17 protein-coding genes, 4 pseudogenes and 1 other annotated feature are annotated in these 20,719 nt (G+C 40.0%); of the genes and pseudogenes, 9 read left to right on the forward strand and 12 right to left on the reverse strand.

Annotation, left to right across the window (positions count from 1 at the left end):
* Positions 1 to 66 precede the first annotated feature (66 nt).
* Positions 67 to 951 carry a methylisocitrate lyase gene (gene prpB, locus HGD77_RS07210; protein ID WP_004280180.1) on the forward strand — a complete coding sequence of 295 codons (885 nt, stop codon included), beginning with the start codon at positions 67 to 69 and terminating at the stop codon, positions 949 to 951.
* Positions 952 to 955: 4 nt separating this feature from the next.
* Positions 956 to 2,095 carry a 2-methylcitrate synthase gene (prpC, locus tag HGD77_RS07215; protein WP_005266499.1) on the forward strand — a complete coding sequence of 380 codons (1,140 nt, stop codon included), beginning with the start codon at positions 956 to 958 and terminating at the stop codon, positions 2,093 to 2,095.
* A gap of 64 nt (positions 2,096 to 2,159) precedes the next feature.
* On the opposite strand, the gene HGD77_RS07220 is transcribed toward prpC, so the two are convergent.
* Positions 2,160 to 2,780 (reverse strand): hypothetical protein, encoded by a 621-nt coding sequence (locus HGD77_RS07220; protein WP_005266498.1) that lies wholly within the window; start codon positions 2,778 to 2,780, stop codon positions 2,160 to 2,162.
* Between the two features lie 102 nt (positions 2,781 to 2,882).
* The gene (locus tag HGD77_RS07225; protein WP_004280184.1) at positions 2,883 to 3,359 is read right to left on the reverse strand and encodes a CinA family protein; all 477 of its coding nucleotides are present in this window, start codon (positions 3,357 to 3,359) and stop codon (positions 2,883 to 2,885) included.
* A gap of 257 nt (positions 3,360 to 3,616) precedes the next feature.
* Between HGD77_RS07225 and HGD77_RS07230 the strand changes: the two genes are divergently transcribed.
* Both HGD77_RS07230 and HGD77_RS07235 read left to right on the forward strand, forming a co-directional pair.
* On the forward strand, positions 3,617 to 3,847 hold the full coding sequence (locus HGD77_RS07230; RefSeq protein WP_004280185.1) for a hypothetical protein: 231 nt from the start codon (positions 3,617 to 3,619) through the stop codon (positions 3,845 to 3,847).
* Positions 3,848 to 4,468: 621 nt separating this feature from the next.
* Entirely contained in the window at positions 4,469 to 4,744 is a 276-nt protein-coding gene (locus HGD77_RS07235) for a hypothetical protein (protein ID WP_005266497.1), read from the forward strand.
* Between the two features lie 101 nt (positions 4,745 to 4,845).
* Here HGD77_RS07235 and HGD77_RS07240 read toward each other — a convergent pair whose 3' ends face one another.
* On the reverse strand, positions 4,846 to 5,190 hold the full coding sequence (locus HGD77_RS07240; protein ID WP_005266495.1) for a hypothetical protein: 345 nt from the start codon (positions 5,188 to 5,190) through the stop codon (positions 4,846 to 4,848).
* 1,228 nt (positions 5,191 to 6,418) lie between these two features.
* Here HGD77_RS07240 and HGD77_RS17225 point away from each other — a divergent pair.
* A pseudogene (locus HGD77_RS17225) lies at positions 6,419 to 6,597 on the forward strand (type II toxin-antitoxin system HigB family toxin); the annotation flags it as partial.
* A 211-nt stretch (positions 6,598 to 6,808) separates the two neighbouring features.
* The gene (locus HGD77_RS07250) at positions 6,809 to 6,949 is read left to right on the forward strand and encodes a hypothetical protein (protein WP_005107128.1); all 141 of its coding nucleotides are present in this window, start codon (positions 6,809 to 6,811) and stop codon (positions 6,947 to 6,949) included.
* 41 nt (positions 6,950 to 6,990) lie between these two features.
* Here the strand turns inward: HGD77_RS07250 and HGD77_RS07255 are convergent, their stop codons facing one another.
* From HGD77_RS07255 to HGD77_RS07270, 4 genes and pseudogenes are all read right to left on the reverse strand, one after another.
* Positions 6,991 to 7,626 carry an SOS response-associated peptidase gene (locus tag HGD77_RS07255; RefSeq protein ID WP_005266487.1) on the reverse strand — a complete coding sequence of 212 codons (636 nt, stop codon included), beginning with the start codon at positions 7,624 to 7,626 and terminating at the stop codon, positions 6,991 to 6,993.
* 226 nt (positions 7,627 to 7,852) lie between these two features.
* Positions 7,853 to 9,065: pseudogene (locus HGD77_RS07260) on the reverse strand (alpha/beta hydrolase family protein).
* Between the two features lie 159 nt (positions 9,066 to 9,224).
* Positions 9,225 to 10,363, reverse strand: a pseudogene (locus tag HGD77_RS07265) (catalase family protein).
* 268 nt (positions 10,364 to 10,631) lie between these two features.
* Positions 10,632 to 11,851 (reverse strand): IS3 family transposase gene (locus HGD77_RS07270; protein ID WP_121980446.1). Its coding sequence is split into 2 segments (ribosomal slippage): positions 10,632 to 11,575 and positions 11,575 to 11,851, totalling 1,221 coding nucleotides; the frame shifts between segments, so codons are not numbered across the junction.
* Positions 11,460 to 11,576 (reverse strand) — a sequence feature (AL1L pseudoknot). (Overlaps the previous gene by 117 nt.)
* 203 nt (positions 11,852 to 12,054) lie before the next feature.
* On the opposite strand from HGD77_RS07270, the gene HGD77_RS07275 reads away from it, so the two are divergent.
* Positions 12,055 to 13,221, forward strand: a complete 1,167-nt coding sequence (locus HGD77_RS07275; RefSeq protein WP_004280192.1) for an MFS transporter — start codon at positions 12,055 to 12,057, stop codon at positions 13,219 to 13,221.
* 16 nt (positions 13,222 to 13,237) lie between these two features.
* Here the strand turns inward: HGD77_RS07275 and HGD77_RS07280 are convergent, their stop codons facing one another.
* Both HGD77_RS07280 and HGD77_RS07285 read right to left on the reverse strand, forming a co-directional pair.
* Positions 13,238 to 14,728 (reverse strand): amidase, encoded by a 1,491-nt coding sequence (locus HGD77_RS07280; RefSeq protein ID WP_005266474.1) that lies wholly within the window; start codon positions 14,726 to 14,728, stop codon positions 13,238 to 13,240.
* Positions 14,729 to 14,774: 46 nt separating this feature from the next.
* Positions 14,775 to 16,206: pseudogene (locus HGD77_RS07285) on the reverse strand (diguanylate cyclase).
* 314 nt (positions 16,207 to 16,520) lie between these two features.
* On the opposite strand from HGD77_RS07285, the gene HGD77_RS07290 reads away from it, so the two are divergent.
* Entirely contained in the window at positions 16,521 to 16,964 is a 444-nt protein-coding gene (locus HGD77_RS07290; RefSeq protein ID WP_005100815.1) for a hypothetical protein, read from the forward strand.
* Between the two features lie 56 nt (positions 16,965 to 17,020).
* Here the strand turns inward: HGD77_RS07290 and accC are convergent, their stop codons facing one another.
* The 3 genes from accC to aroQ are packed head-to-tail and all read right to left on the reverse strand — an operon-like array spanning position 17,021 to position 19,292.
* Positions 17,021 to 18,385 (reverse strand): acetyl-CoA carboxylase biotin carboxylase subunit, encoded by a 1,365-nt coding sequence (gene accC, locus HGD77_RS07295; protein ID WP_004280198.1) that lies wholly within the window; start codon positions 18,383 to 18,385, stop codon positions 17,021 to 17,023.
* Positions 18,386 to 18,403: 18 nt separating this feature from the next.
* Positions 18,404 to 18,820, reverse strand: a complete 417-nt coding sequence (gene accB / locus HGD77_RS07300; protein WP_004280199.1) for an acetyl-CoA carboxylase biotin carboxyl carrier protein — start codon at positions 18,818 to 18,820, stop codon at positions 18,404 to 18,406.
* Positions 18,821 to 18,836: 16 nt separating this feature from the next.
* Positions 18,837 to 19,292 carry a type II 3-dehydroquinate dehydratase gene (aroQ, locus tag HGD77_RS07305; protein WP_004280201.1) on the reverse strand — a complete coding sequence of 152 codons (456 nt, stop codon included), beginning with the start codon at positions 19,290 to 19,292 and terminating at the stop codon, positions 18,837 to 18,839.
* Positions 19,293 to 20,251: 959 nt separating this feature from the next.
* On the opposite strand from aroQ, the gene ybaK reads away from it, so the two are divergent.
* Positions 20,252 to 20,719 carry a Cys-tRNA(Pro) deacylase gene (gene ybaK / locus HGD77_RS07310; protein ID WP_004280203.1) on the forward strand — a complete coding sequence of 156 codons (468 nt, stop codon included), beginning with the start codon at positions 20,252 to 20,254 and terminating at the stop codon, positions 20,717 to 20,719.

Here is a 20,719-nt window from a genome sequence, read left to right on the forward strand (position 1 = left end):
GAATGAGCAAGCCAAATGAGTATACTCGAATTTCAATAATTATAGCCAAGACTGTGGAAAAGGAAGATGACAGAACAAATGTCTGCAGGTTTAAGATTTAGACAAGCGCTTGAAGTCGAGAAACCATTGCAAATTATGGGCACGGTAAATGCCTATGCTGCCATGATGGCCAAACAGGTCGGTTATAAAGCCATTTATTTATCAGGTGCGGGTGTCGCGAATTATTCTTATGGTTTGCCTGATCTGGGCATGACCAGCCTGGATAATGTTCTTGAAGATGTACGCCGAATCACTGAACGTGTGGATACACCTTTACTGGTTGATATCGATACCGGTTGGGGCGGTGCATTAAATATTGCCCGCACGATTAAGCAGATGATTGCAGCAGGAGCCGCTGCGGTTCATATTGAAGATCAGGTGGCACAGAAGCGTTGTGGTCATCGTCCAAATAAAGAAATCGTATCGCAGCAGGAAATGGTCGATCGTATCAAAGCGGCTGTAGATGCGAAAACCGATTCAAACTTCGTGGTGATGGCGCGTACCGATGCGCTACAAAAAGAAGGCTTGCAAGCCGTGATTGATCGTGCTTCTGCCTGTGTTGAAGCGGGTGCAGATGCGATCTTTGCTGAGGCGATGACCGATATCACCATGTACCGTACAGTGTGTGATGCGGTCGGTGTGCCAGTCTTGGCAAATATTACCGAATTTGGTGATACACCGTATTATACGGTTGATGAACTGGCGGAGCAGGGCATTGGCATGGTGCTGTATCCGTTATCAGCGACACGTGCAATGCAAAAAGCCGCACTTGAAGTGATGCGTTCAGTACGCGAACATGGTACTCAGGTAAATGTGCTGGATATTATGCAACAACGAAAAGAACTCTACGAATTTTTAGATTATCACAGCTTCGAAGACACATTAGATAAACTGTTTAAACAGGAGAATTAAAAAAATGGCTGAAGGAAAAGTACTCACTGGCGCAGGATTGCGCGGACAAGTGGCAGGTAAAACCTCACTTTCAACAGTAGGCAAAAGTGGCGCAGGCCTGACCTATCGCGGTTATGACGTACAGGATCTGGCTGAACATTGCCAGTTTGAAGAAGTCACTTACCTGATTTTCTTCGGAGAATTGCCGACATCAGAGCAATTGGCAGCCTACAAAGCCAAACTGAAATCCTTACGCACTTTACCTCAGGCATTAAAAGAAGTCCTTGAGCGTATTCCTGCCGACTCACATCCAATGGATGTGATGCGTACTGGCGTTTCCATGCTGGGCAATCTTGAAACTGAGCAATCTTTTGAGCAGCAACAGGATATCGCAGACCGTATTTTGGCAACTTTGCCGGCAATCATTTGTTACTGGTATCGTTATAGTCATGACGGCGTACGTATTGAAGAAAATACTGACGATGATTCGATTGGTGCACAGTTCCTGCATTTACTGCATGGCGAAAAGCCAAATAAATTACATGAACAGGCCATGAATGTATCGTTGATTCTGTATGCAGAGCATGAATTCAATGCTTCAACCTTTACCGCTCGTGTGTGTGCATCAACGCTGTCAGATATGCATTCCTGTATTACCGGTGCAATCGGTTCCTTGCGTGGCCCTCTACATGGTGGCGCCAATGAAGCTGCAATGGATATGATCGAAAACTGGAAGTCGCCTGAGGAAGCTGAGCGTGAAATGCTGGGCATGCTGGAACGTAAAGAAAAAATCATGGGCTTCGGTCATGCGATCTATAAGGACAATGATCCGCGTAATGGCATTATTAAAGTCTGGTCGGAGCGTTTAGCCAAAGATGTCGGTGATACCGTACTTTATCCAGTGTCAGTGCGCTGCGAAGAAGTCATGTGGCGCGAGAAGAAATTATTCTGTAATGCCGATTTCTTCCATGCGTCTGCTTATCACTTTATGGGCATTCCAACCAAGTTGTTTACCCCGATCTTTGTTATGTCACGTGTGACAGGCTGGGCAGCGCATGTGATGGAACAGCGTGCTGACAACCGTATTATCCGTCCAAGCGCAGACTATACCGGACCAGAACTACGTAAAGTAGTGCCAATCGCTGAGCGTTCTACAGCGGCTTAATCCGTAAATGTCCTAGAATAAAAATAAGGTCTCAATTGAGACCTTATTTTTTTAGTGAATTCTGTTATCGGCTTAACAGTGCCGGATCTTCAATGCTATAACCTGTTTCAAAAGGAATACCCAGATACTTTACTACTACTAGGGTCTTATTGTGTCGCGGGACTTTATAGGCCTGGCTAATTTTCAAGCCTTGCTGATAACTGACTGCTTGCTGAACCGGACTTTTTTGTGAGCCAGATTTCACTTGATATTGATAGGTCCATTTTGGCACTTTTTCCTGAGGATCATGCCAAGCAGGTGCGCTACCTTTTGTTGTCTTTAAAACCTTAAGCTGTGGCTTTGATTTTTGAATCGGATTTAATGGAACTAAACGTTTTTTGATTTTGGCAATGTCCTGATCAAACTTGCGACTGTCTTGATCATAATCGATGCGCTTGGTTTTAGGATTGATATATAAGGAACTGACCTGAATCAATTGATTTGGTTTTTGGGATTTAAAATTATAATAATACAGTTGAGGCAAGCGTCCACGACCATCAAGATAGTGACGCATGATATAAAGCTTCTGTTCTTTGACTTCATAGCCTAGAACTTCAATATTTTGTGGGCCGCCTACGGTAGCGAAAGTCAGAGTGGGCAAGCTCAGAGGGAGCAGAAGCAGTGCGGTTTTAATATTCATGGTCATTCCACCCTCAAAAAAATAGATTGGCATTTGATCATGCCAATCTATCTTAAAATACGGTAGAAATAATGAAGCTTATTCAAGCTACACAGTAACTTTGAAAGCTTAGCTGTTATTCAACAGATTGATCATGTCATGTGCAACCACAGCTGACAGTTTGTTGAGGCGTTCAAGTGGCGAGCCTTTGAGATAATACTGGAACTGATGGATTTGCGTGCCATCATTAATGGCCACAAAAAATGTTCCTTCCGGTTTCTCTGGTGTCGCGCTACCACCTGGTTTAAGCAATCCTGTACAGGCGATAATCCAGTCAGCATCACGGAACATTTTTTTACCTGCTTCCGCCAGAGCAACCGTTACCGGCATAGATTCCGCGGTATGACTATTGATCAGATTCTTGGAAATGCCCAATACAGAAGTCTTGACACTTACATCGTAGCAGATCAAACCACCAATCAGAATTTCGGCACCTTCTCCTTTACAAATGGAGAACTGGCTACTGAGATATCCAGAACTTGCGCTTTCGATAAAGGCAATTTTTATGTTTTTCTCTTCGAGTAAGCCGCAACAGGTTTTTATCATAGTCTCTATATTTTCTTTTCTTTGTGGGAGTGATTTTAGATCAATTTAGACAGATTTTTTCTGTCGATCAACTCCAAGTATATTTATATTTTTATGAAAGTTAAAATTTTTTTCATAGATTAGTGTAATTTCATGTTGATCTGATCGCAAAATCTGAATGGTTAAAGCTTGGGCTATTTTCAAAAATAGAGGTTTCTTCTCAGGCGGAACAGTGGTAAAAATAAAAATAAAGTGCTTAGTGAAAGTAGGGTGTTGGAATGAAAACCACAGTAAAATATGTAGTCTTAAAAAGTCTTGACTATCAATTGGGTACACCATTATTTCAGGAAGAAATTGACGCTGATGGTCAATATTTTGATCAGATACCAAGCACAATTTCTTATCAGAACTTGCAGTTCAAAGTAAAAAGCAAAGAGCTTAAACGTTTGCATCTGGCCGAAGAGCAGGAAGATACTCAAACAATTATCGTCAAAGTGGTCAATATCTAATAAAAACTGAATAGAATAAGCCTCTTTTAAAGGGGCTTATTTATTATAAATAGATTAATAAATATAATTACAAACAATGATTTGATCTAAGTTTATACCAAAATAATAAGTAAAAATATTTGAATTAAAGTCAAGATAAATTCGAAACAGCTTAAGTGTTATTGGTGAGGTCATGTTAAGTATCGTATTTCATCACAATTAAGAATATTCAAAAAGAATTGGATTTTTAATATTTTATTTAATTTTTAAAAATATAGAAGATTTAGATTTATTTTTATATATTTATAAATATCAATAGTATAGTTATTAAGTGGTTCTATTTAATAACACTTTTTAAATTTTATTAAAAATTTTTATATATATGAAATAGGACTTAAGTTATTCCTTTTATTGGATAATAAATTTTTGACCTATAAAATCTTTCATTATGTTTCTATTGCATTATATCAGGTAATTTATGTTGCGCATTAATCTCCACTTCAAGTACTTAGCTTACTATTTATTACATTGAATTAATCTGTAACAGGTTAAAGGTTGGCGAAATCTAAAAAATGCGTAGAGTAGATATTAAGTCGAAACCTATCGGCTTTTAATTTAAAGCAAATAGTAAGGAATACCACCATGGCTAATAATCAACAGCAAGACCAACAGAAACAGCAGCAACAACAGCAACAGCAAAATCAGCAACGCAATCAAGATCAGCAGAGTCAACAAAACAACCAGCAAAACCCAAATCAGCAACAAAATAACCAGCAACAACAACAGCCGCAGGGTGGTCAAAACAACCAGCAACAGCGCGACCAGCAGCAACAAAACCAGCAAGGCCAACAGCAACAACAGCCACAGCAAAACAGTAACCAACAGCAACAACGTTCACGCAATCAACAAGATCAGTGAAAACCACAGCGTTAATTCTGTTTAAGATATACGCTCTTCATAAAAAAACCGCCTGAATCAGGCGGTTTTTTTATATTTCATTGCATGATTAGACTAAGTATTTATGAACACTGAATATTGGCTTTTAGCTTGTAGAAATTCAAGGCATTGTCTAGGTCGGTGAGCAACTCTTTTTCTGTATATTCCTTGGGAGCAAGTTTTAGCAGAGCAGGCATGTAGTTATTTTTATATTCTTTAGGATATTGTTCACACAGGATGCGTGTTCTTTCTTCCAAACTAATTGTTGAAGAGTCGAGTTTGTCCAGATAAGCACTGAGTTGATTATCTGACTGTTCAAACTGCGCTTTAATATTTGCAGCAGCCTCGGCTGAATTCTCTGCTTGCTGTTTTTGGCAGCCGCTTATTGCCAGACTCATCAATAAAGTAATTAGTATGCGATTTTTCATGCTGCCAAAATATTGTTAATGCTCATATGAAAAATTATAGAGAGAAATGACTAAAAAGAAAGCAGGGATCTATAAACTTTATGAGACATTGAACATTCATAACATCCGATATTGACTGAAATAAGGAATTTTCTTCTAAAAATCTAAATTAACCCATTCTCACTTATAGGTTTAGCAATTCTTCTTGGGTTTTGGTTATTTAATCGTCTTATTTGCTCATTAAAAAGATTTTTGGATAAATTACAGTCATTTAATTAACAAAAGTAATGGTTTTTTCATATTTTGAAACATTGCATCTATATATCCTACACAGATTGGCTGCATGGCTAGTGATATCTTGGCGTCATTCTAAGAACTTAATGAAAATAATTAAAAATCAGCACATTATAAGGCCTGTTTAATTTAGGAGAGTTAAACAGGCTTTTTCTTTTCCGTCTTAAATCTGGTTTTTTCTTTGCTGATTGTATTTTTTGCTCACTCTCTTTCACATAAGTTTTCATACACAACATAAAGCCTGAAAATTCCCTCAGGAGAGATACATGAATAGATGTTATTTATATATCTCTTTTCACGAAAAGACAGGACAAAGCTATGATGAGATGTATATGCGCATTTGGCATGGGCGTGATGGTCGGCTGTTGTTTTAAATCTTGCAAAGAGAAAATGTGTCAGATGATGAGCAGCAAGCATTGTAAAAGTGATCATTGTAAAAAGGATCAGACGACTCAAGTTGAAGAGCCTGTACGAACTTAGCCCCAAAAGCTTCAATTTTACTTAAAGGCTAAACAGAGCTGAGTACTGAAGTTGTTCTAGATCGCTGATCCAATCATTTTGTATTGAGTCATTCTATATTTAAAGCAATAAAGCTTGATGTTGGATCGAGCTTTTTACACTCAGGAGAAAAACATGATGCAATTTATATTTTGTTTATTTGGTCTTCATGGTGCGACTGAAATTACCTACACGTGTGACCATGATGAGGTCAAACAGTGTCGTGATTGCTTGAAAAATATTGAATAATGTGCCAAATCATCAGACATATTAATGAAGATCAATCCCCGTTCAATCATCAGTTGGCGGGGTTTTTCTTTACTGATAAAATTTTTGGATCTAAACATAATTTCTCACAAGGAATACTTTATAAGAGAATCATTTCAATAGGATTATATTTTAATAGATTCTTAGCTGCTTAGAACTGAAATAGCAAAATACTATAAAATATATGTAGGTGAGCATCTACGCTCGAACTCTTGGAGAAACTCAAAAGTGGTCATAGGCTGAAACAGCATTAGATGGTTGGTATGGAATAATTAAGGCCAATCATCCTAAAGGTTTTGCTGAGATGAAAAGACTTTTCCGGCAGTGGATCAGGTTAGAAAATTTCATGTATTCGATATCGGCTCGCACGCGAATTCATATTCTTTGCTGTACCATCTACGATCAGGCTGAACAGCTTATTTGCTCAGATGGACTTCAGGAATTGTGAAATGTAAAAGAGCACTTGAAGGAAAGTTTGTCTTTTAAAAAAACTGAATGTGCAACATAAATAACATTGATGTTTAGCAGCAGATGTCATATTTATTTCTTAATACAGATATGAAGTATGAAGGAGATGCATATGACAAATAAGCCAGAGCAAGAATCAAATCCGCATAAAGAATCAAATGATGATAAAGGGAATCAGGCATCTTATAAGCATGTCAAACCAGAGAAAAAACCCAATGCAGAACCGGAAAATCCATTGAGAGAGCAAAAATAGCTTTTTCACATGGACGAAGCCCTAACTTGGTTTAGGGCTTTTTAATTTCCCAATAAGCGTTGATCTCTAGGCTTTGCAATAAATTCATCTTTCATTTCAAAGAAAAATTCATGGGCTTGTTCATGATCGCAGTGCAACCAGTCATGTCGTGATTTTTCCGGAATCACAATGATCGAGCATTTTTCGTCATTCGGATCATGAAACTGTTTCATAAAGGGATGTTGATCTGAATTTATGGTTAGCATCGAAAATGATCTGATTTTCTCACCATCAATGTGTGCGTCATCATAAATCGCCGCCACGGTAAAAGGATTGCCATCTTCACGTGAAATACCAAACCAGTGCGGTTTGCCGTCTATATATTTAGGCTCATAGAAGGTATCGACCGGTACTAAAGCAAACTGGTTGTTTTTCCAGGCATGTCGAAAATTCGGTTTGGATGCCACTGTTTCAGTCCGTGCATTATAGGTATGCCGGCCATATTTCAATTCTTTCGCCCAGGCTGGAATCAGTCCGAAACGTGCAATATCCAGCTCAAATTCGTCAGCACCGCGCATAATGATTGGAGCAGGCGCTAAAGGATAAACATGCCTTTTTATTTCCAGTTCGAGTTGATCTTCATGAATATCTAATAAGGAAAGACGTTTTTTTGAGGGGAATTCATAGTTCGAGCACATAAATAACCTCTTTCATTCTAATTATTGTTTGCTAAAGAATTAAAGTATAAAAATGATGGGCTCAAAACAATTCGAAATCGTAAGTATAGTTTTAACAGAAAGTAAGAATACGGATTAATATCAGTTTATCCTCTTTATAGAATAGTGCTTATTTAAAGGACTATTCTATAAATATGAAGATTAAAATATTTGAGTCTTTAATGATTAAATGCAAAAGCTCGCCGGGTTATTTTGTAGCGCAGGTGCTCAAAGCTTTTCCTTGTTCAACTGAATGGATAAAGTTTCCAATCAGAAATTCACTCTGTCTTAAGGAATCACGATGATCTCCATTTTTGACGAGATGGAAGACGATAGATTTTTGCTTTGTACATACCTGCTGGTAGTAAGCATAAGTACCACGATAATCGACCAGTTGATCTTTCTCACCTTGTACCAGCAGAACTGGCACAGTCGGTTTCATATTCTCAATAGACTGTTCTTTTAAATAATTGGTCAAAGGTGCCAGATTTACATTTGAATTAAAGACAGTCTTAGGTGCTTGTTTTAGGTCAGATTGTAATTCTGACAAACAGCGACTGCGTGCATGATTAAGAATTTCTCCCATTTCTGGGCTCACTAAATTTGCTGGAGCAAGCAGCGGATCTGCAGCCTCTGCTCCTAAAAGCACAATTGGAAAAAATGCGGCGACATTAGTCGTGATTTGCGAATTGCTGGCAACATATTCAGCGATTCCTTCATATTGATAACTGCCTGGTGCCAGTGCAATTGCCCCACGAAGATTAAATTCAGGCGCATCTTTTTGACCGGATGCTGCAACTTTAATAGATGCTGCACCTCCTTGACTATGACCCATAACATACCAATTTTTACTAAAGCTATAAGGCTTTAAATGGTGGATCGCTCGTACAGCATCAACGACAGTATGCAACTGACTTCGCGCATTCATATAAGGATGACCGCCCGGAGTGCCTAAACCTTGATAATCAGGTGCAACGACTGCATAGCCGCGAGCGAGCCAGGCATTCAATGCTTTAGCAGCGATTTGCTGATAGACATGGACTCCCGCCCACATAATCCCCAGAGGGTGCACATGTATCAGCAACGCCAGTTGTACCATGCGCCCAAGCCAGAACAGGCCAGCCATCTTTAGGGAATTTGCCTTTAGGTAACAAGATATAGCCTGAAGTGACAATGGGTTCGGATTTTGTGCCACGACTGCGATAATTAATTAAGAAACGTTGTGAGGCATTCGTAAACAGATCAGTATTTTGTTCTTGTATAGATAATATTGTACCCGGTATTTTTTCCGAAATATGAGATGCTTGGATTTTGCTGTTATCGGGAAGTGGAGGAGAGGCTATTGCATATGTTGAACCTGAACATAAACAGCTCATGATTAATTTAATAATAGGAGATTTAATTTTCATCGCTGAAACCATTTTCCTTTTTATAATGTCATTTTTAATATAGCAGCTTTATTTATGTTTCTAAATTAACTCTGCACAGAGTTTGTAAACTAAAGCTTTTAAGTTAAGGCGAATGAGCAGTACAACAGGTTATTTTAGTTTAGCTAATAACTTCATATAAGCACTTATATTTTAATGTGGTTCTGATCTGTGAGTAGAATTCATATCATGTCTAAGCTGACTAATACGATCATAAATCACCTTTCGCATTCGGTTTATTACTCCCAGAGGTTTGTGCTCTGGTAGTGTATGCCATGGTGTAAAAGAGAGGTTTTCACAAAACTTGTTTTGTTCAGGCGTATCAAAAACTTGTTGGGGAATACGGATAGTGGCTACCTTGTAAAAAGGTGCTTGGCTTTCTTGCCATTCAGTCATGGAATCTTCGACCGACATGCTGTTTGATGTTCTAGGCTGTACCAGAAACTCCATACATGCTTCACTTTTTTGCAAATGTTTGCGCAGGTTTTCTCTTAGAAAATTATGATGGGGAGCATGTGGAAGAGGATCTATCACTGTCGAACATGCTTGAGCTGAATACTTTACAGCTTGACGATCAGTGCCTATTCCTAATTGATAGGGCACCATAGACCAATATCTAGTTTGCAAAGGATTAGAAATTTTATTTCTCGTATTTAAGGCAATCCAGGTTCCTTTAGCTCCTAATGCAAAAGGAATATGCAGTTTATTAAAAAATCTATCGCTATTTATATCTTGCATAAATGACATATATCGGACTGGATCATTCACAAAAAGACAGGATGATTGATCATAATGAAATCTTGAGTAGAGGTTTCATCATCTAAAAGCTTTTCTCCCGGTACAGCCAGAAGTTTTATCGCCATGCCACGGGCATCTTTTTTAATATCTGCTTGTTGGGCATCTTTAGAACCATTAGAGAAACGAATCCAGGCTTGATATGTTTTTCCCGGAATAAAAACACCTTGAACCAAGTTTTTAGGAAGAACTTCATCTACTTTGAATTCTGCACGTACACAACCATGTGCTTTGGGATGGGCATCACGTAGCGCGATACCTGTGGAATATTCTTTCCGAATCGATATCTCAATTATATCTGCGATTTTTTCAGTTATGTTTGCTTCATCAGGATAAAGACTTTCACTTAAATGATGATCTATATTGGGATGAATATTATCTTTTGGAGAGTTAGATACTATAGGGGAAGTGTTAGCATATGCAGCACTACAAATACTTATTGCCATTAGAGGGAGGAAGACTAGACCCGAGCATATAGGTTTTATAAAGTTAGGCATTGATTTTCTCCTTGCTATAAAGCTAGAGTTAGTTTTAATTTTTTAGCCTATGATCTGAAAATTCTTTGGACATACTTTAGCCATAAAATAATGATAATGTCTGTGTAATTATCGATCTTCAGATTTAAAGTCCATCCAACTCCTTTCTAAAAATGTTTCCATTCTTTATCGTGTGCTCAATATAGAAGCCGATTTATGTTCTTACTTTAATTTAACTCAGCACAGAGTTTGAACCGTACCGGGTTTGTCGGAGACTTTTTTATTTAAGTTAGGCCACCTGACCTAACGGGTTAATCTTATCATAGTACATTGCTTCAAACTCAAAAGGCGATACATAACCCAGTGCACTGTGTACACGCTTTTTATTGAACCAATCTACCCAGTTTAGTGTCGCAAGTTGTACATCTGCTAAACCTTGCCAATCTGCTTTTAAATATTCAATCACCTCTGTTTTGTATAAGCCATTCACCGTTTCAGCCAAAGCATTATCGTATGAATCACCAGTTGTACCGACTGATGCTCGTAAATTTGCAGCTTCTAAACGATTGGTATAGCGAATAGAAAGATATTGAACACCTCTATCGGAATGATGAATCACATTCTTTGGCATGCCTCGATCGTGCAATGCTTGCTCAAGTGCATCGAGTACCATATCTGTATTCATCCGTGTAGATACTTTCCATCCAACAATTGCTCGTGAGAACACATCAATAATAAAGGCGGTATAGACCCAGCCTGAATGAGTTTGAATATACGTAAAGTCACTGACCCATAATTGGTCAGGTCGATCAGCACTAAAATTACGTTTCACTAAATCATCTGCTCGTTTTTGGTCATCTCGGCTACGGGTGGTTTGTTTGTTCTTACCTCGCCAAACACCTTGTATACCTAGCTTTTTCATTAATCGAGCAACAGTACAGCGTGCAATAATATAGCCTTCACGTTTCAGTTTTTGCCAGACTTTACGTACACCATATCGACCTGAACTTTCCTTCCAAATTCGTTTAATTTGTTCAGCATGATGCTCATCATGTAAATCTCGCTTTGCTCGATGTTCTGGATTTTCGCAGAGATCTAGAGTCCGGTAATAGGTTGAAGCTGCGATCGGTAAAATCCTACAAATCGCATCAACACCATATAAGTCTTTATTGTTATGGATGAAATCCACCATTATTTGTGTGGGCGGTCGAGCTCCGCCTGGGCGAAAAAAGCGGCTGCTTTACGTAGAATTTCATTGGCACGCTTTAATTCTTTAATTTCACGTTCCATTTGCTTCATTTTTTCTTGATCAGATATCTGTTGTACTTTAATAGGATTTTGCTGATCTAAATGCTTTTGATGCCAGGCACGAAGTGTTTCAGGAGTACAACCAATCTTAGGCGCAATTGCTGTGATTGCAGCCCAAGTAGAAGGATAATCTTTTTCAGATTCAATCAATAATTGAACCGCTCTTTCTCTGATTTCAGGGGTATATTTTAATTTTGTCATCGGGATAGTCTCTCAGAATATTGACTCTCCGACAAACCCGGTACGGTTCAGTTTTTTACTTTAGCAAAATTTAGCCATAAACTTATGAAAATTTATTTTTAGAATAATGCGAGATGCTCGTAGCAAAATCAAGAGTCGTCGAATACAGTGCTATAGAAATCTATTTAGTTTAACATTCTGAAAATATTAGGATATATAAATCAATGCCAGTTCTAGCAATCCAGCATAGACTCAGTGGATTTTACTTTTTTTACTATGCGATTGTTGGGGCGTTCATGCCTTTTTGGAGTCTGTATCTAGAAGATCAGGGCTTCAATTATCAGGAAATTGGCATTTTATCTTCTATTGCAATCGTCACCCGCTTTTTTGCTCCCTTAATTTGGGGCTGGATTGCAGACAAGTCTGGTAAACGCATGCTGCTGGTACGTATTGCCACCTGGATGGAAGCCTGTATCTGGTTCATGATTTTTATCATTCCCAATAGCTTTCAGTCCGTAGCTTTACTGATGCTGATTTTCAGTTTCTTTCAGAATGCTATTTTGGCACAGTTTGAAGGCGTGACTTTGTTTTGGCTCGGGGAAAAAAGAGCAGAACTCTATGGCAAAGTACGAAAATGGGGATCTGTCGGTTTTATTATTGGTGTATTCGGCTTGGGCGCCGTCTTTGAAATTATGAGCATCAGTATGTTGCCAGTGTTGTTGCTGTGTATTTCATTTCTGGCCTTTCTCTGGTCATTTACCATTAAAGAGCCCACGATGGCGCCTACCGCCCAGAAACAGCTCGAACCCTTATGGCCGATATTTAAACGCCCAGTGGTGTATAGTTTTTTCCTGATTGAATTGATTCTGCTATTTTCACACGCGCCGTTTTATAGTTTTTATAGCAATTATCTCAGTCAGGCGGGATTTAGCACCAGCCAGATTGGGCTGCTCTGGTCAGTCGGGGTCATTGCGGAAATCATCATGTTTGCCTATGCGACGTTCTTTCTGACACGCTGGTCATGGCGCCATCTGGTCACGTTATGCTTATTGATGACCGGATTAAGATGGTTCATCGTCGGGGTCTTTCCTGCTTCATTCATGGCACAGTTTTTTGCTCAAACGATTCACGCTTTAAGTTTTGGTTTATTTCATATGATTGCGATGCGAGTGATTTTCCAGAATTTTTCTGCAGGGCAGCAAGGACGTGGACAAGCGCTATATAGCACGATGTGGGGCGTTGGCGTGGCGAGTGGCAGTATTCTGGCTGGGCATTATTGGGATCAAGTCGGCGGCACATCTATTTTTATCGCTGCTGCAGTATCGACTTTGCTTGGCTTGTTACTGATTTTCGGATTGCCAAATAAAGTCGAACTGCAAAAACAGGCTTGAAAATATCATCTCAGTATTAAATACGGATTTTGGCGTATTGCCCAAACCACGGTTGTGCCTGTTCCAATTGGGCTGCCAGTTGTAATAGCAGATCCTCACGGGCAAACGGCGCAATAAACTGTGAACCGAGCGGCAGGTTTTGTTCATTCCAGTACAGTGGTACAGACATCGCTGGGAGTCCGGTAATATTGGCCAACTGGGTAAAAGGCACCCATTTTAGATTTTCTTTCACAATCTGGTCGACCAGTTTACCTTGCGCCAGCAAATGTGCTTTATTTAGTTTCAATAAAGCTTTAAGAATCGGTTTCTGCCAGTTTGGTGTTTTGACCTCACCATTTTTTGGCGCCACTGTCGCCGTTGCAGGCGTCAGGTACAGATCATAATTATCAAAGAAATGATTCATCTGGGTCACGTACTGGCCCCAGTTATTCAGGTTCTGGATATAATCAATCGCGCTGGTTTTGGCCCCAAAAGCCGCCAGCGCTAAAGAGTCCAGTTCAAAATCATTCGATTTGGACGGATAGCCTTTCTGGATTTCATCCAGCATAAATGAAAACTGGCTAAACCAGGTGGTAATAAAATCCTTGGCCAGTTGCATGCCATCAATGGCTGGACGGTCTTCGACCACTTCATGGCCCAAAGATTCTAGCAATTTGGCTGTTTGTTCAATGGCTTTAATGGCATCCTGCGAAACAGGTGTGCCAATCGTAGAATAAGTGCTAAACGCAATTTTCAGTTTTTTTGGCGGTTGCTGAATCACATCCAGATAATGATGCTGTGGACGCTGAATCTTAAACAGTGAACTATGATCTTCACCATGGGTGGCATCCAGCATTGCAGCACTATCCCGTACCGTTTTGGTCAGTACATGCTGAATCGCGGCGCCATGCATGGCTTCACTCATTTGTGGTCCCCAAGGCGTGCGGCCACGACTCGGTTTCAGGCCAAACAGGCCGCAATAGGAAGCGGGGATACGTATCGAGCCGCCACCATCACCAGCACCCGCAATTGGTACAATTCCGGCAGCCACGGCAGAAGCGGAACCACCGGACGAGCCGCCGCTATTATGCTGTAAATTCCACGGATTTTTACAGCTGCCCCAAGCATCTGGTTCAGTAATACCTTTAATCCCAAATTCAGGAGTATTGGTACGTCCAAAAGTCACAATCCCGGCTTTTTCCCAGCGATTGACAATCTCGGCATTGGTCTCGGCGATATAACCAATCCGTTTTAAGCCCTGACAACCATAAGAAGTTGGATAACCGGCATATTCCTGAAACAGGTCTTTAACCAGAAAAGGCACACCGGCAAAAGGTCCGGACAGATTTTGCTGGCTCCGTTTCAATGCATGCTCATGCATCGGAATAATAATTGCATTTAGCTCGGGATTGGCAATTGAGCTACGCTCTAGTGCAGCAGATAAAAGTTCACTTGAATGTACTTGTTTATTGGCGACCAGATCAGCCAGTCCTAAACCGTCATATTGCAGATATTCTTCAAATTTCATTGCCATTCCCTAGTGTTGCTGCTTCAAGGTTGTAGATCATTTAGGCTCAAGATGCAAGCACCACCTGATTTCGCCCACGATGTTTGGCCTGATACAAGGCTTGATCTGCAATATTGATCAGGTTTTGCAGGTCTTGGGCCTGCGGTTCATTTTGATGAGTGATGCCCACACTCACGGTAATATACAGGGGCGAGCCATCTGATTGATAAATCGGGGTTTTTTCCACCAGATCACGAATCCGTTCTGCAATAAGACGTGCTTCTGATGGTTCGGTATTCCAGAGTAACAGCACAAATTCTTCCCCACCAATTCGTGCAAACAGATCTTCAGCACGTAAATTGCAGCGAATGATTTCCGCAAAATGTTGCAGCACCTTGTCACCGACATGATGGCCAAAATCATCGTTCAGACGTTTGAAATGATCAATATCCAGCATGATGACCGAAAATTCCATTCTGTTGGCATATTGCAGTAAATATTCACCTTTCTGAAAGAAAAAATGACGGTTCATGGTGCGGGTCAGACTGTCATGATTGGCCAGATAGAGAACCCGTTTAAACAGCTCATTGCGGTTTTGACTAATAATACAAAGAATAAGCGGCGATAAGGCCAGCATAAACAGCCCGATCCGGAGCGAAATATAAATCGTAGAATCTGCCAAGGTGTCATGCGTTGTGGCATAAAACCGCGTCAGGCTGTAATAGGTTAAAATAGTCACAAACGCATTAATCAGTGTCATGCTAAACAGGCGATAGGTCAACGCAGCCCAGATCAGTGCAGCCAGAGGGTAGAGCATTGCGCCGGGGCCTGCAAAAATATTGGTAATGATGACACAGGCCACGACTGAAGATGCAGGTAAAAAATAGCTGAAGTAATTACGTTTTTGACGACGGTTTTTAAATAGATACTGCATGTCTTTTATTCTTGGGAATGCCAAGATTAAAGGGAGAAACACAATATAATTCACCATTTCACCGGTCCACCACAGACCAAAATCAATCCATAAATTCTCTTTGGTCATGAATGAATTGGGTAGATTTGGCAAGGTGAGAACTGCAAAAGCCGCACTGGCCAGACAGCCTGCAAAAGCGAAGATGCCAAATAAATGAACGAATGTATAACCAGTATTATAGTATTTGTAATTAATCTTGAAATATCGAATAAAAAATATCGAGACAATAGTGCTGATCAGATTAGACAAGGTAAGAAACAGGCTTTGTAATAGGCTGTTCCCGGTGATCAGATCTGCAAACATAAAAGCGCTGAATGCACCCAAGCCAACCTCCCATATTATTTAAATGTGGAAAGCGTAAGAACAGGGCTAACAAGGCAGCATTGGCCGGCCACAATAAGGCCAGATACTCAATTGGTCTGGTTGCGATCCCAATAAAACAACAGACTAAAACAGCGAAAACAATGACAAAATAAGCATAGGTTTCATGATTTAATTGGTGTTCTGTTATTCGAGCTAATTGCAAATTTAAAATCCTATTCAAATTTTTAAGTGTGAATGATCACTTTGTTCAGCAACTAAGTTTGACCCAAAATATAATTTTATTGTTTGATTAATCTGTTATTAATGCGAACTATTAAGATTCTTATATACGAAATATATACAAAAAAAGTCAGAAAGGAAATCCATGTTTTTAAACAATGTGATAAATAATTTCTGACTCTGTATTGAAATTGCGTTAGAGCGGGACACGATCCCAAAAAATATGATAATTTAGAATCAATTGTTAACAAGATGCCGGTAAATATGAAAAAAATATGTCTTAGCCTTATCTTACTCATGAGCTCACCTTGGCTAATGGCGACAGAAAATAAAAAACCAGCGAATGCTCCTGCTAAAGCTGCTGAAATCCCAAATACATTTACTGTGAAAACCCGTCCGGAAATTGTCGGATTGTGGGGAATGGAAATCCCGAATAATAAAAAATGTATCGAATATTATAATTTTAAAGGCAATAATAATGTGGTGATTAAAAGTGGCGATGAGTGGACGTCGGGGCTATATGACTATCAGCCGGCACAGGATCCTTCGCAGCAGATTCCAGCGCTGATTCTGCAAGTAAAATATGACAATAATGAAAAAGACTGTTCAGGCAATCAGGTGGATCAGTCTGGTGAAATTTCGCAATATTTTGTGAAATGGCAAAACCCTTATACCATTAACTTCTGCGCCAATGAAAAAGCCGAACAATGTTTTGCTGTGCTCAGACGCGTATTGCCTTAAATTGCAAACAATAAAAAAACCGCTGAATGACAGCGGTTTTTTTTATGAGCTTTGATTTAAGCTTTGTCTTCAGCACCTTCAAGCTGCTTTAACAAATGCTTCTCTAGGTAATGAATATCCATTGCCTGTTTGCAGAAGTTTTTATCCTGAAGGATTAAATCTTTATGCAAAGGAATATTGGTTTTAACGCCAGTCAAAATCATTTCTTCCAAAGCATTTCTCATTCGAGAAATAGACGTCTCACGATCCTTACCATGCGAAATCAGTTTGGCAATCATCGAGTCATAATACGGCGGAATGCTATAGCCTGGGTAGATGTGCGAGTCTAAGCGGATACCTGCGCCGCCTGGTGCATAGAAGCTCTCAATCTTGCCGGGTGAAGGCAAGAAGGTTGATGGATCTTCTGCGTTAATACGGCATTCAATCGCATGTCCTAAAACCTTGACATCTTCTTGCTGAATATCCAGACCTAAGCCGCCAGCAATACGCAATTGCTGTTCGATAATATCGATACCCGTGACCATTTCAGTTACCGGATGCTCAACCTGAACACGCGTATTCATTTCAATGAAGAAGAACTCATCATCTTCAAACAGGAATTCGAATGTACCTGCACCACGATATTGCATCAATTTACAGGCATTGACACAGGCTTCTAGAATATCAGCACGTGCTTGCTCTGGTAAGTTCGGTGCTGGTGCTTCTTCCAGTACTTTTTGATGGCGACGCTGTAGTGAACAGTCACGATCATACAGATGAATCGCATGACCATTACCATCAGCAAGTACTTGCACTTCGACGTGACGTGGCTTTTGCAGGAAACGTTCCATATAGACCGTATCATCACCGAACCACATTTCTGCATCACGCTGTGCAGCCTGAACAGATTCCAGCAGGGTATCGACATTTTCTACGATACGCATACCACGACCACCACCGCCAGAAGCAGCTTTTACAATCAGTGGAAAACCGATCTCTTTGGCTTCAGCCATGGCATTGTGAATCGTTACGGCATGGTCGCAGCCCGGTACTGTTGGTACACCAGCTTTTTTCATGGCAATAATGGCAGAAACCTTGTTTCCCATTAAACGAATATGTTCCGGACGCGGACCAATAAAGATAAAACCAGAATTTTCTACGATTTCTGCAAATTCTGCATTTTCAGCGAGGAATCCATAACCAGGATGGATTGCATCTGCGCCGGTAATTTCAGCAGCTGTAATAATCGCAGGAATATTCAAGTAGCTGTCACTGCTCGCACCAGGGCCGATACATACTGCTTCATCACAGAAACGTAAGTGCATCAGGTCCTTGTCTGCGTCAGAATAGACACCTACAGTTTTGATCCCTAAAGTTCTGCAAGCACGGGTGATGCGTAACGCAATTTCACCACGGTTTGCAATTAAAACTTTTTGCAACATTATAAATCCCCGGGGTGATTAAGCGCGGTAGCGGAAAAGTGGTTGACCGAATTGAATCACTTCACCATTTTTCACCAGAATTTCTTCAATCACACCGCTTTGAGTAGCTTCAATCGGGTTCATGATTTTCATTGCCTCGATAATACCCAGCGTATCGCCTGCAGAAACGGTCTGGCCAACTTTAACAAATGTCGGTTCACCTGGGCTTGGTGCTGCATAGAACACGCCGACCATTGGTGAAGTTTCAACTGCGCCACGAGGAGATTTTACTGCTGGCGCTTCGGCTGCTGGTGCAGGCATAGCAGGAACAGCTGCTGCAACCACTGGATTACGACGAGTTAATGCAATCGACTGATCGCCTTCTTTAACTTCGATCGCCTGTAAGTCAGATTCAATCATCAAGTCGATGAGTTTCTTGATTTTACGGATATCCATGAGACAGTATTCCTAATTAAGATTGTGTAGAAGGTTGTATTTTTTCAATGATATAGTCGAGGGCAGCAGCATAGCCTTTTGCACCTAGACCACAAATCACGCCGATGGCTTTATCGGACAAGTACGAATGATGTCGGAATGCCTCACGTGCATGCACATTAGACAGATGGACTTCAATGAAAGGAATGGCAACGCCAAGAAGGGCATCGCGAACCGCAACAGAGGTATGAGTCAATGCTGCCGGATTAATAATTATATATTGAACGCCGTCTTGCTGAGCTTGATGAATTCGGTCAACAATGGCACCTTCCCAGTTGCTTTGGAACGTTTCGAGTTGTAATGTGGCCTTTTGAGCCTGAGTAATCAGTTGCTGGTTAATATCGTCAAGACTAAGGTGACCATAAACTTCCGGTTCGCGCTTCCCAAGCAAGTTTAAATTCGGTCCATGAATAACCAAAATGGTCGAACTCATCCAGCATGCTCCAATTAAAAAGTATCGGGGTTTGTTTGCAAGATGTCTGCAAACTCTGCTTATTATTGCATGATTTTCTACATTACTATTTATAATTTCTTTGAATTAACGTAGAAAGCATATAGCAAACAGTGGCGCTATAATGAAAACTTTGCAGAGATTTGGCAATGTTAAAAAATTACAATTCGCTGGGTATTCAGATTATTTTCATTGTAAACCCAATTGGCAAAAACAGTTAATATCCTTTATGTAACTGTATCTTCATGTTAACGCTAAATTCTTCCTTTTAGTGATATTTTTAGTTTTGAGCAAGAGTTGTCTGGCTGATTTTACCGCAATGTTCGACTTCTAGAGCATAGAAAACTCTTTACATTCTGACTTTAGAGTTGTGCTGATTATCCTCTTTATATATAAGCTATCGACCGCTTCTTAAAACGTGATGAAAATTTAAAAATATAAGATAAGACAATATGTTAATGATATTTTCTCTTATTGTCCTTGGATTTTCCTAGGTCTATTCTTCCAATAGATTGGAATTAATTACATTACTTTAACTTCAAGCATCCATGATAAGTGCTGTGCAAAAATGTACTTCATCTTCTAGATATAAGGGTTGAATCTCAGCAGGTTTAAGATAAAACGCTCGACTTATATGCTTCGTGTGTATAGATCTGTGAGGTGACGAATGTGTTCATCTTCAAGTCTTCTACGCAGTAAAGATATGATTCACCTAACGCATAGACAGTGGCAAAAACACATACATTTGTTGATATTTTGCTCGTCATCATCTTTGCAGAAGAGTTTAAAAGTATTGAAGAGCGTAAAGATTGAACCAAATAGGTCTGATTGAAGCGGAATACGGACTTAAAGCAAAATTTGCTCTGTAGTTGCCTCATCTACATTAACTTCTTGAGCTAATCTTTATATAATCATGCGATACCTCTCAAACAAGACTTTCTATGACACCTGCATGCAAACTATTAAAAGCCAATAAAATCGAATACAGCATTCATGAATATGAACATGATGCCAATGCCAAAAGTTTCGGGTTAGAAGCTGCTGAGAAATTGGGGCTTTCGGTGGAAGAAGTCTTTAAAACTTTATTAGTCACGGATGAAAAACAGTATTTTGTTGCCATCTTACCGGTACATCATCAACTCAATCTGAAAAAAGTAGCGCAGGCCGTAGGATGCAAAAAACTCCAGATGGCAGATCCTAAACATGCAGAACGCTTGACCGGTTATCTAGTCGGCGGAATCAGTCCCATTGGTCAAAAGAAACGATTAAAAACGGTGATTGATGCCAGCGCAGAACAGTTGAATACGATCTATGTCAGTGGCGGTAAAAGAGGCTTGGATATCGGAATAAAACCAGCTGATCTTGCCAATGTGCTCAATGCACAGTTTGTCGATGTACTGGATACATAA

Origin of the sequence: Acinetobacter sp. NEB149, assembly GCF_012516415.1 — a bacterium.
In the GTDB taxonomy this organism is placed as follows: domain Bacteria; phylum Pseudomonadota; class Gammaproteobacteria; order Pseudomonadales; family Moraxellaceae; genus Acinetobacter; species Acinetobacter lwoffii_V.

Excerpts from the sequence above, each read along its gene's own strand:
- prpB (WP_004280180.1), top strand. The coding sequence starts at position 67 with ATGACAGAACAAATGTCTGCAGGTTTAAGATTTAGACAAGCGCTTGAA.
- prpC (WP_005266499.1), top strand. The coding sequence starts at position 956 with ATGGCTGAAGGAAAAGTACTCACTGGCGCAGGATTGCGCGGACAAGTG.
- HGD77_RS07220 (WP_005266498.1), bottom strand. The coding sequence starts at position 2,780 with ATGACCATGAATATTAAAACCGCACTGCTTCTGCTCCCTCTGAGCTTG.
- HGD77_RS07225 (WP_004280184.1), bottom strand. The coding sequence starts at position 3,359 with ATGATAAAAACCTGTTGCGGCTTACTCGAAGAGAAAAACATAAAAATT.
- HGD77_RS07230 (WP_004280185.1), top strand. The coding sequence starts at position 3,617 with ATGAAAACCACAGTAAAATATGTAGTCTTAAAAAGTCTTGACTATCAA.
- HGD77_RS07235 (WP_005266497.1), top strand. The coding sequence starts at position 4,469 with ATGGCTAATAATCAACAGCAAGACCAACAGAAACAGCAGCAACAACAG.
- HGD77_RS07240 (WP_005266495.1), bottom strand. The coding sequence starts at position 5,190 with ATGAAAAATCGCATACTAATTACTTTATTGATGAGTCTGGCAATAAGC.
- HGD77_RS07250 (WP_005107128.1), top strand. The coding sequence starts at position 6,809 with ATGACAAATAAGCCAGAGCAAGAATCAAATCCGCATAAAGAATCAAAT.
- HGD77_RS07255 (WP_005266487.1), bottom strand. The coding sequence starts at position 7,626 with ATGTGCTCGAACTATGAATTCCCCTCAAAAAAACGTCTTTCCTTATTA.
- HGD77_RS07275 (WP_004280192.1), top strand. The coding sequence starts at position 12,055 with ATGCCAGTTCTAGCAATCCAGCATAGACTCAGTGGATTTTACTTTTTT.
- HGD77_RS07280 (WP_005266474.1), bottom strand. The coding sequence starts at position 14,728 with ATGAAATTTGAAGAATATCTGCAATATGACGGTTTAGGACTGGCTGAT.
- HGD77_RS07290 (WP_005100815.1), top strand. The coding sequence starts at position 16,521 with ATGAGCTCACCTTGGCTAATGGCGACAGAAAATAAAAAACCAGCGAAT.
- accC (WP_004280198.1), bottom strand. The coding sequence starts at position 18,385 with ATGTTGCAAAAAGTTTTAATTGCAAACCGTGGTGAAATTGCGTTACGC.
- accB (WP_004280199.1), bottom strand. The coding sequence starts at position 18,820 with ATGGATATCCGTAAAATCAAGAAACTCATCGACTTGATGATTGAATCT.
- aroQ (WP_004280201.1), bottom strand. The coding sequence starts at position 19,292 with ATGAGTTCGACCATTTTGGTTATTCATGGACCGAATTTAAACTTGCTT.
- ybaK (WP_004280203.1), top strand. The coding sequence starts at position 20,252 with ATGACACCTGCATGCAAACTATTAAAAGCCAATAAAATCGAATACAGC.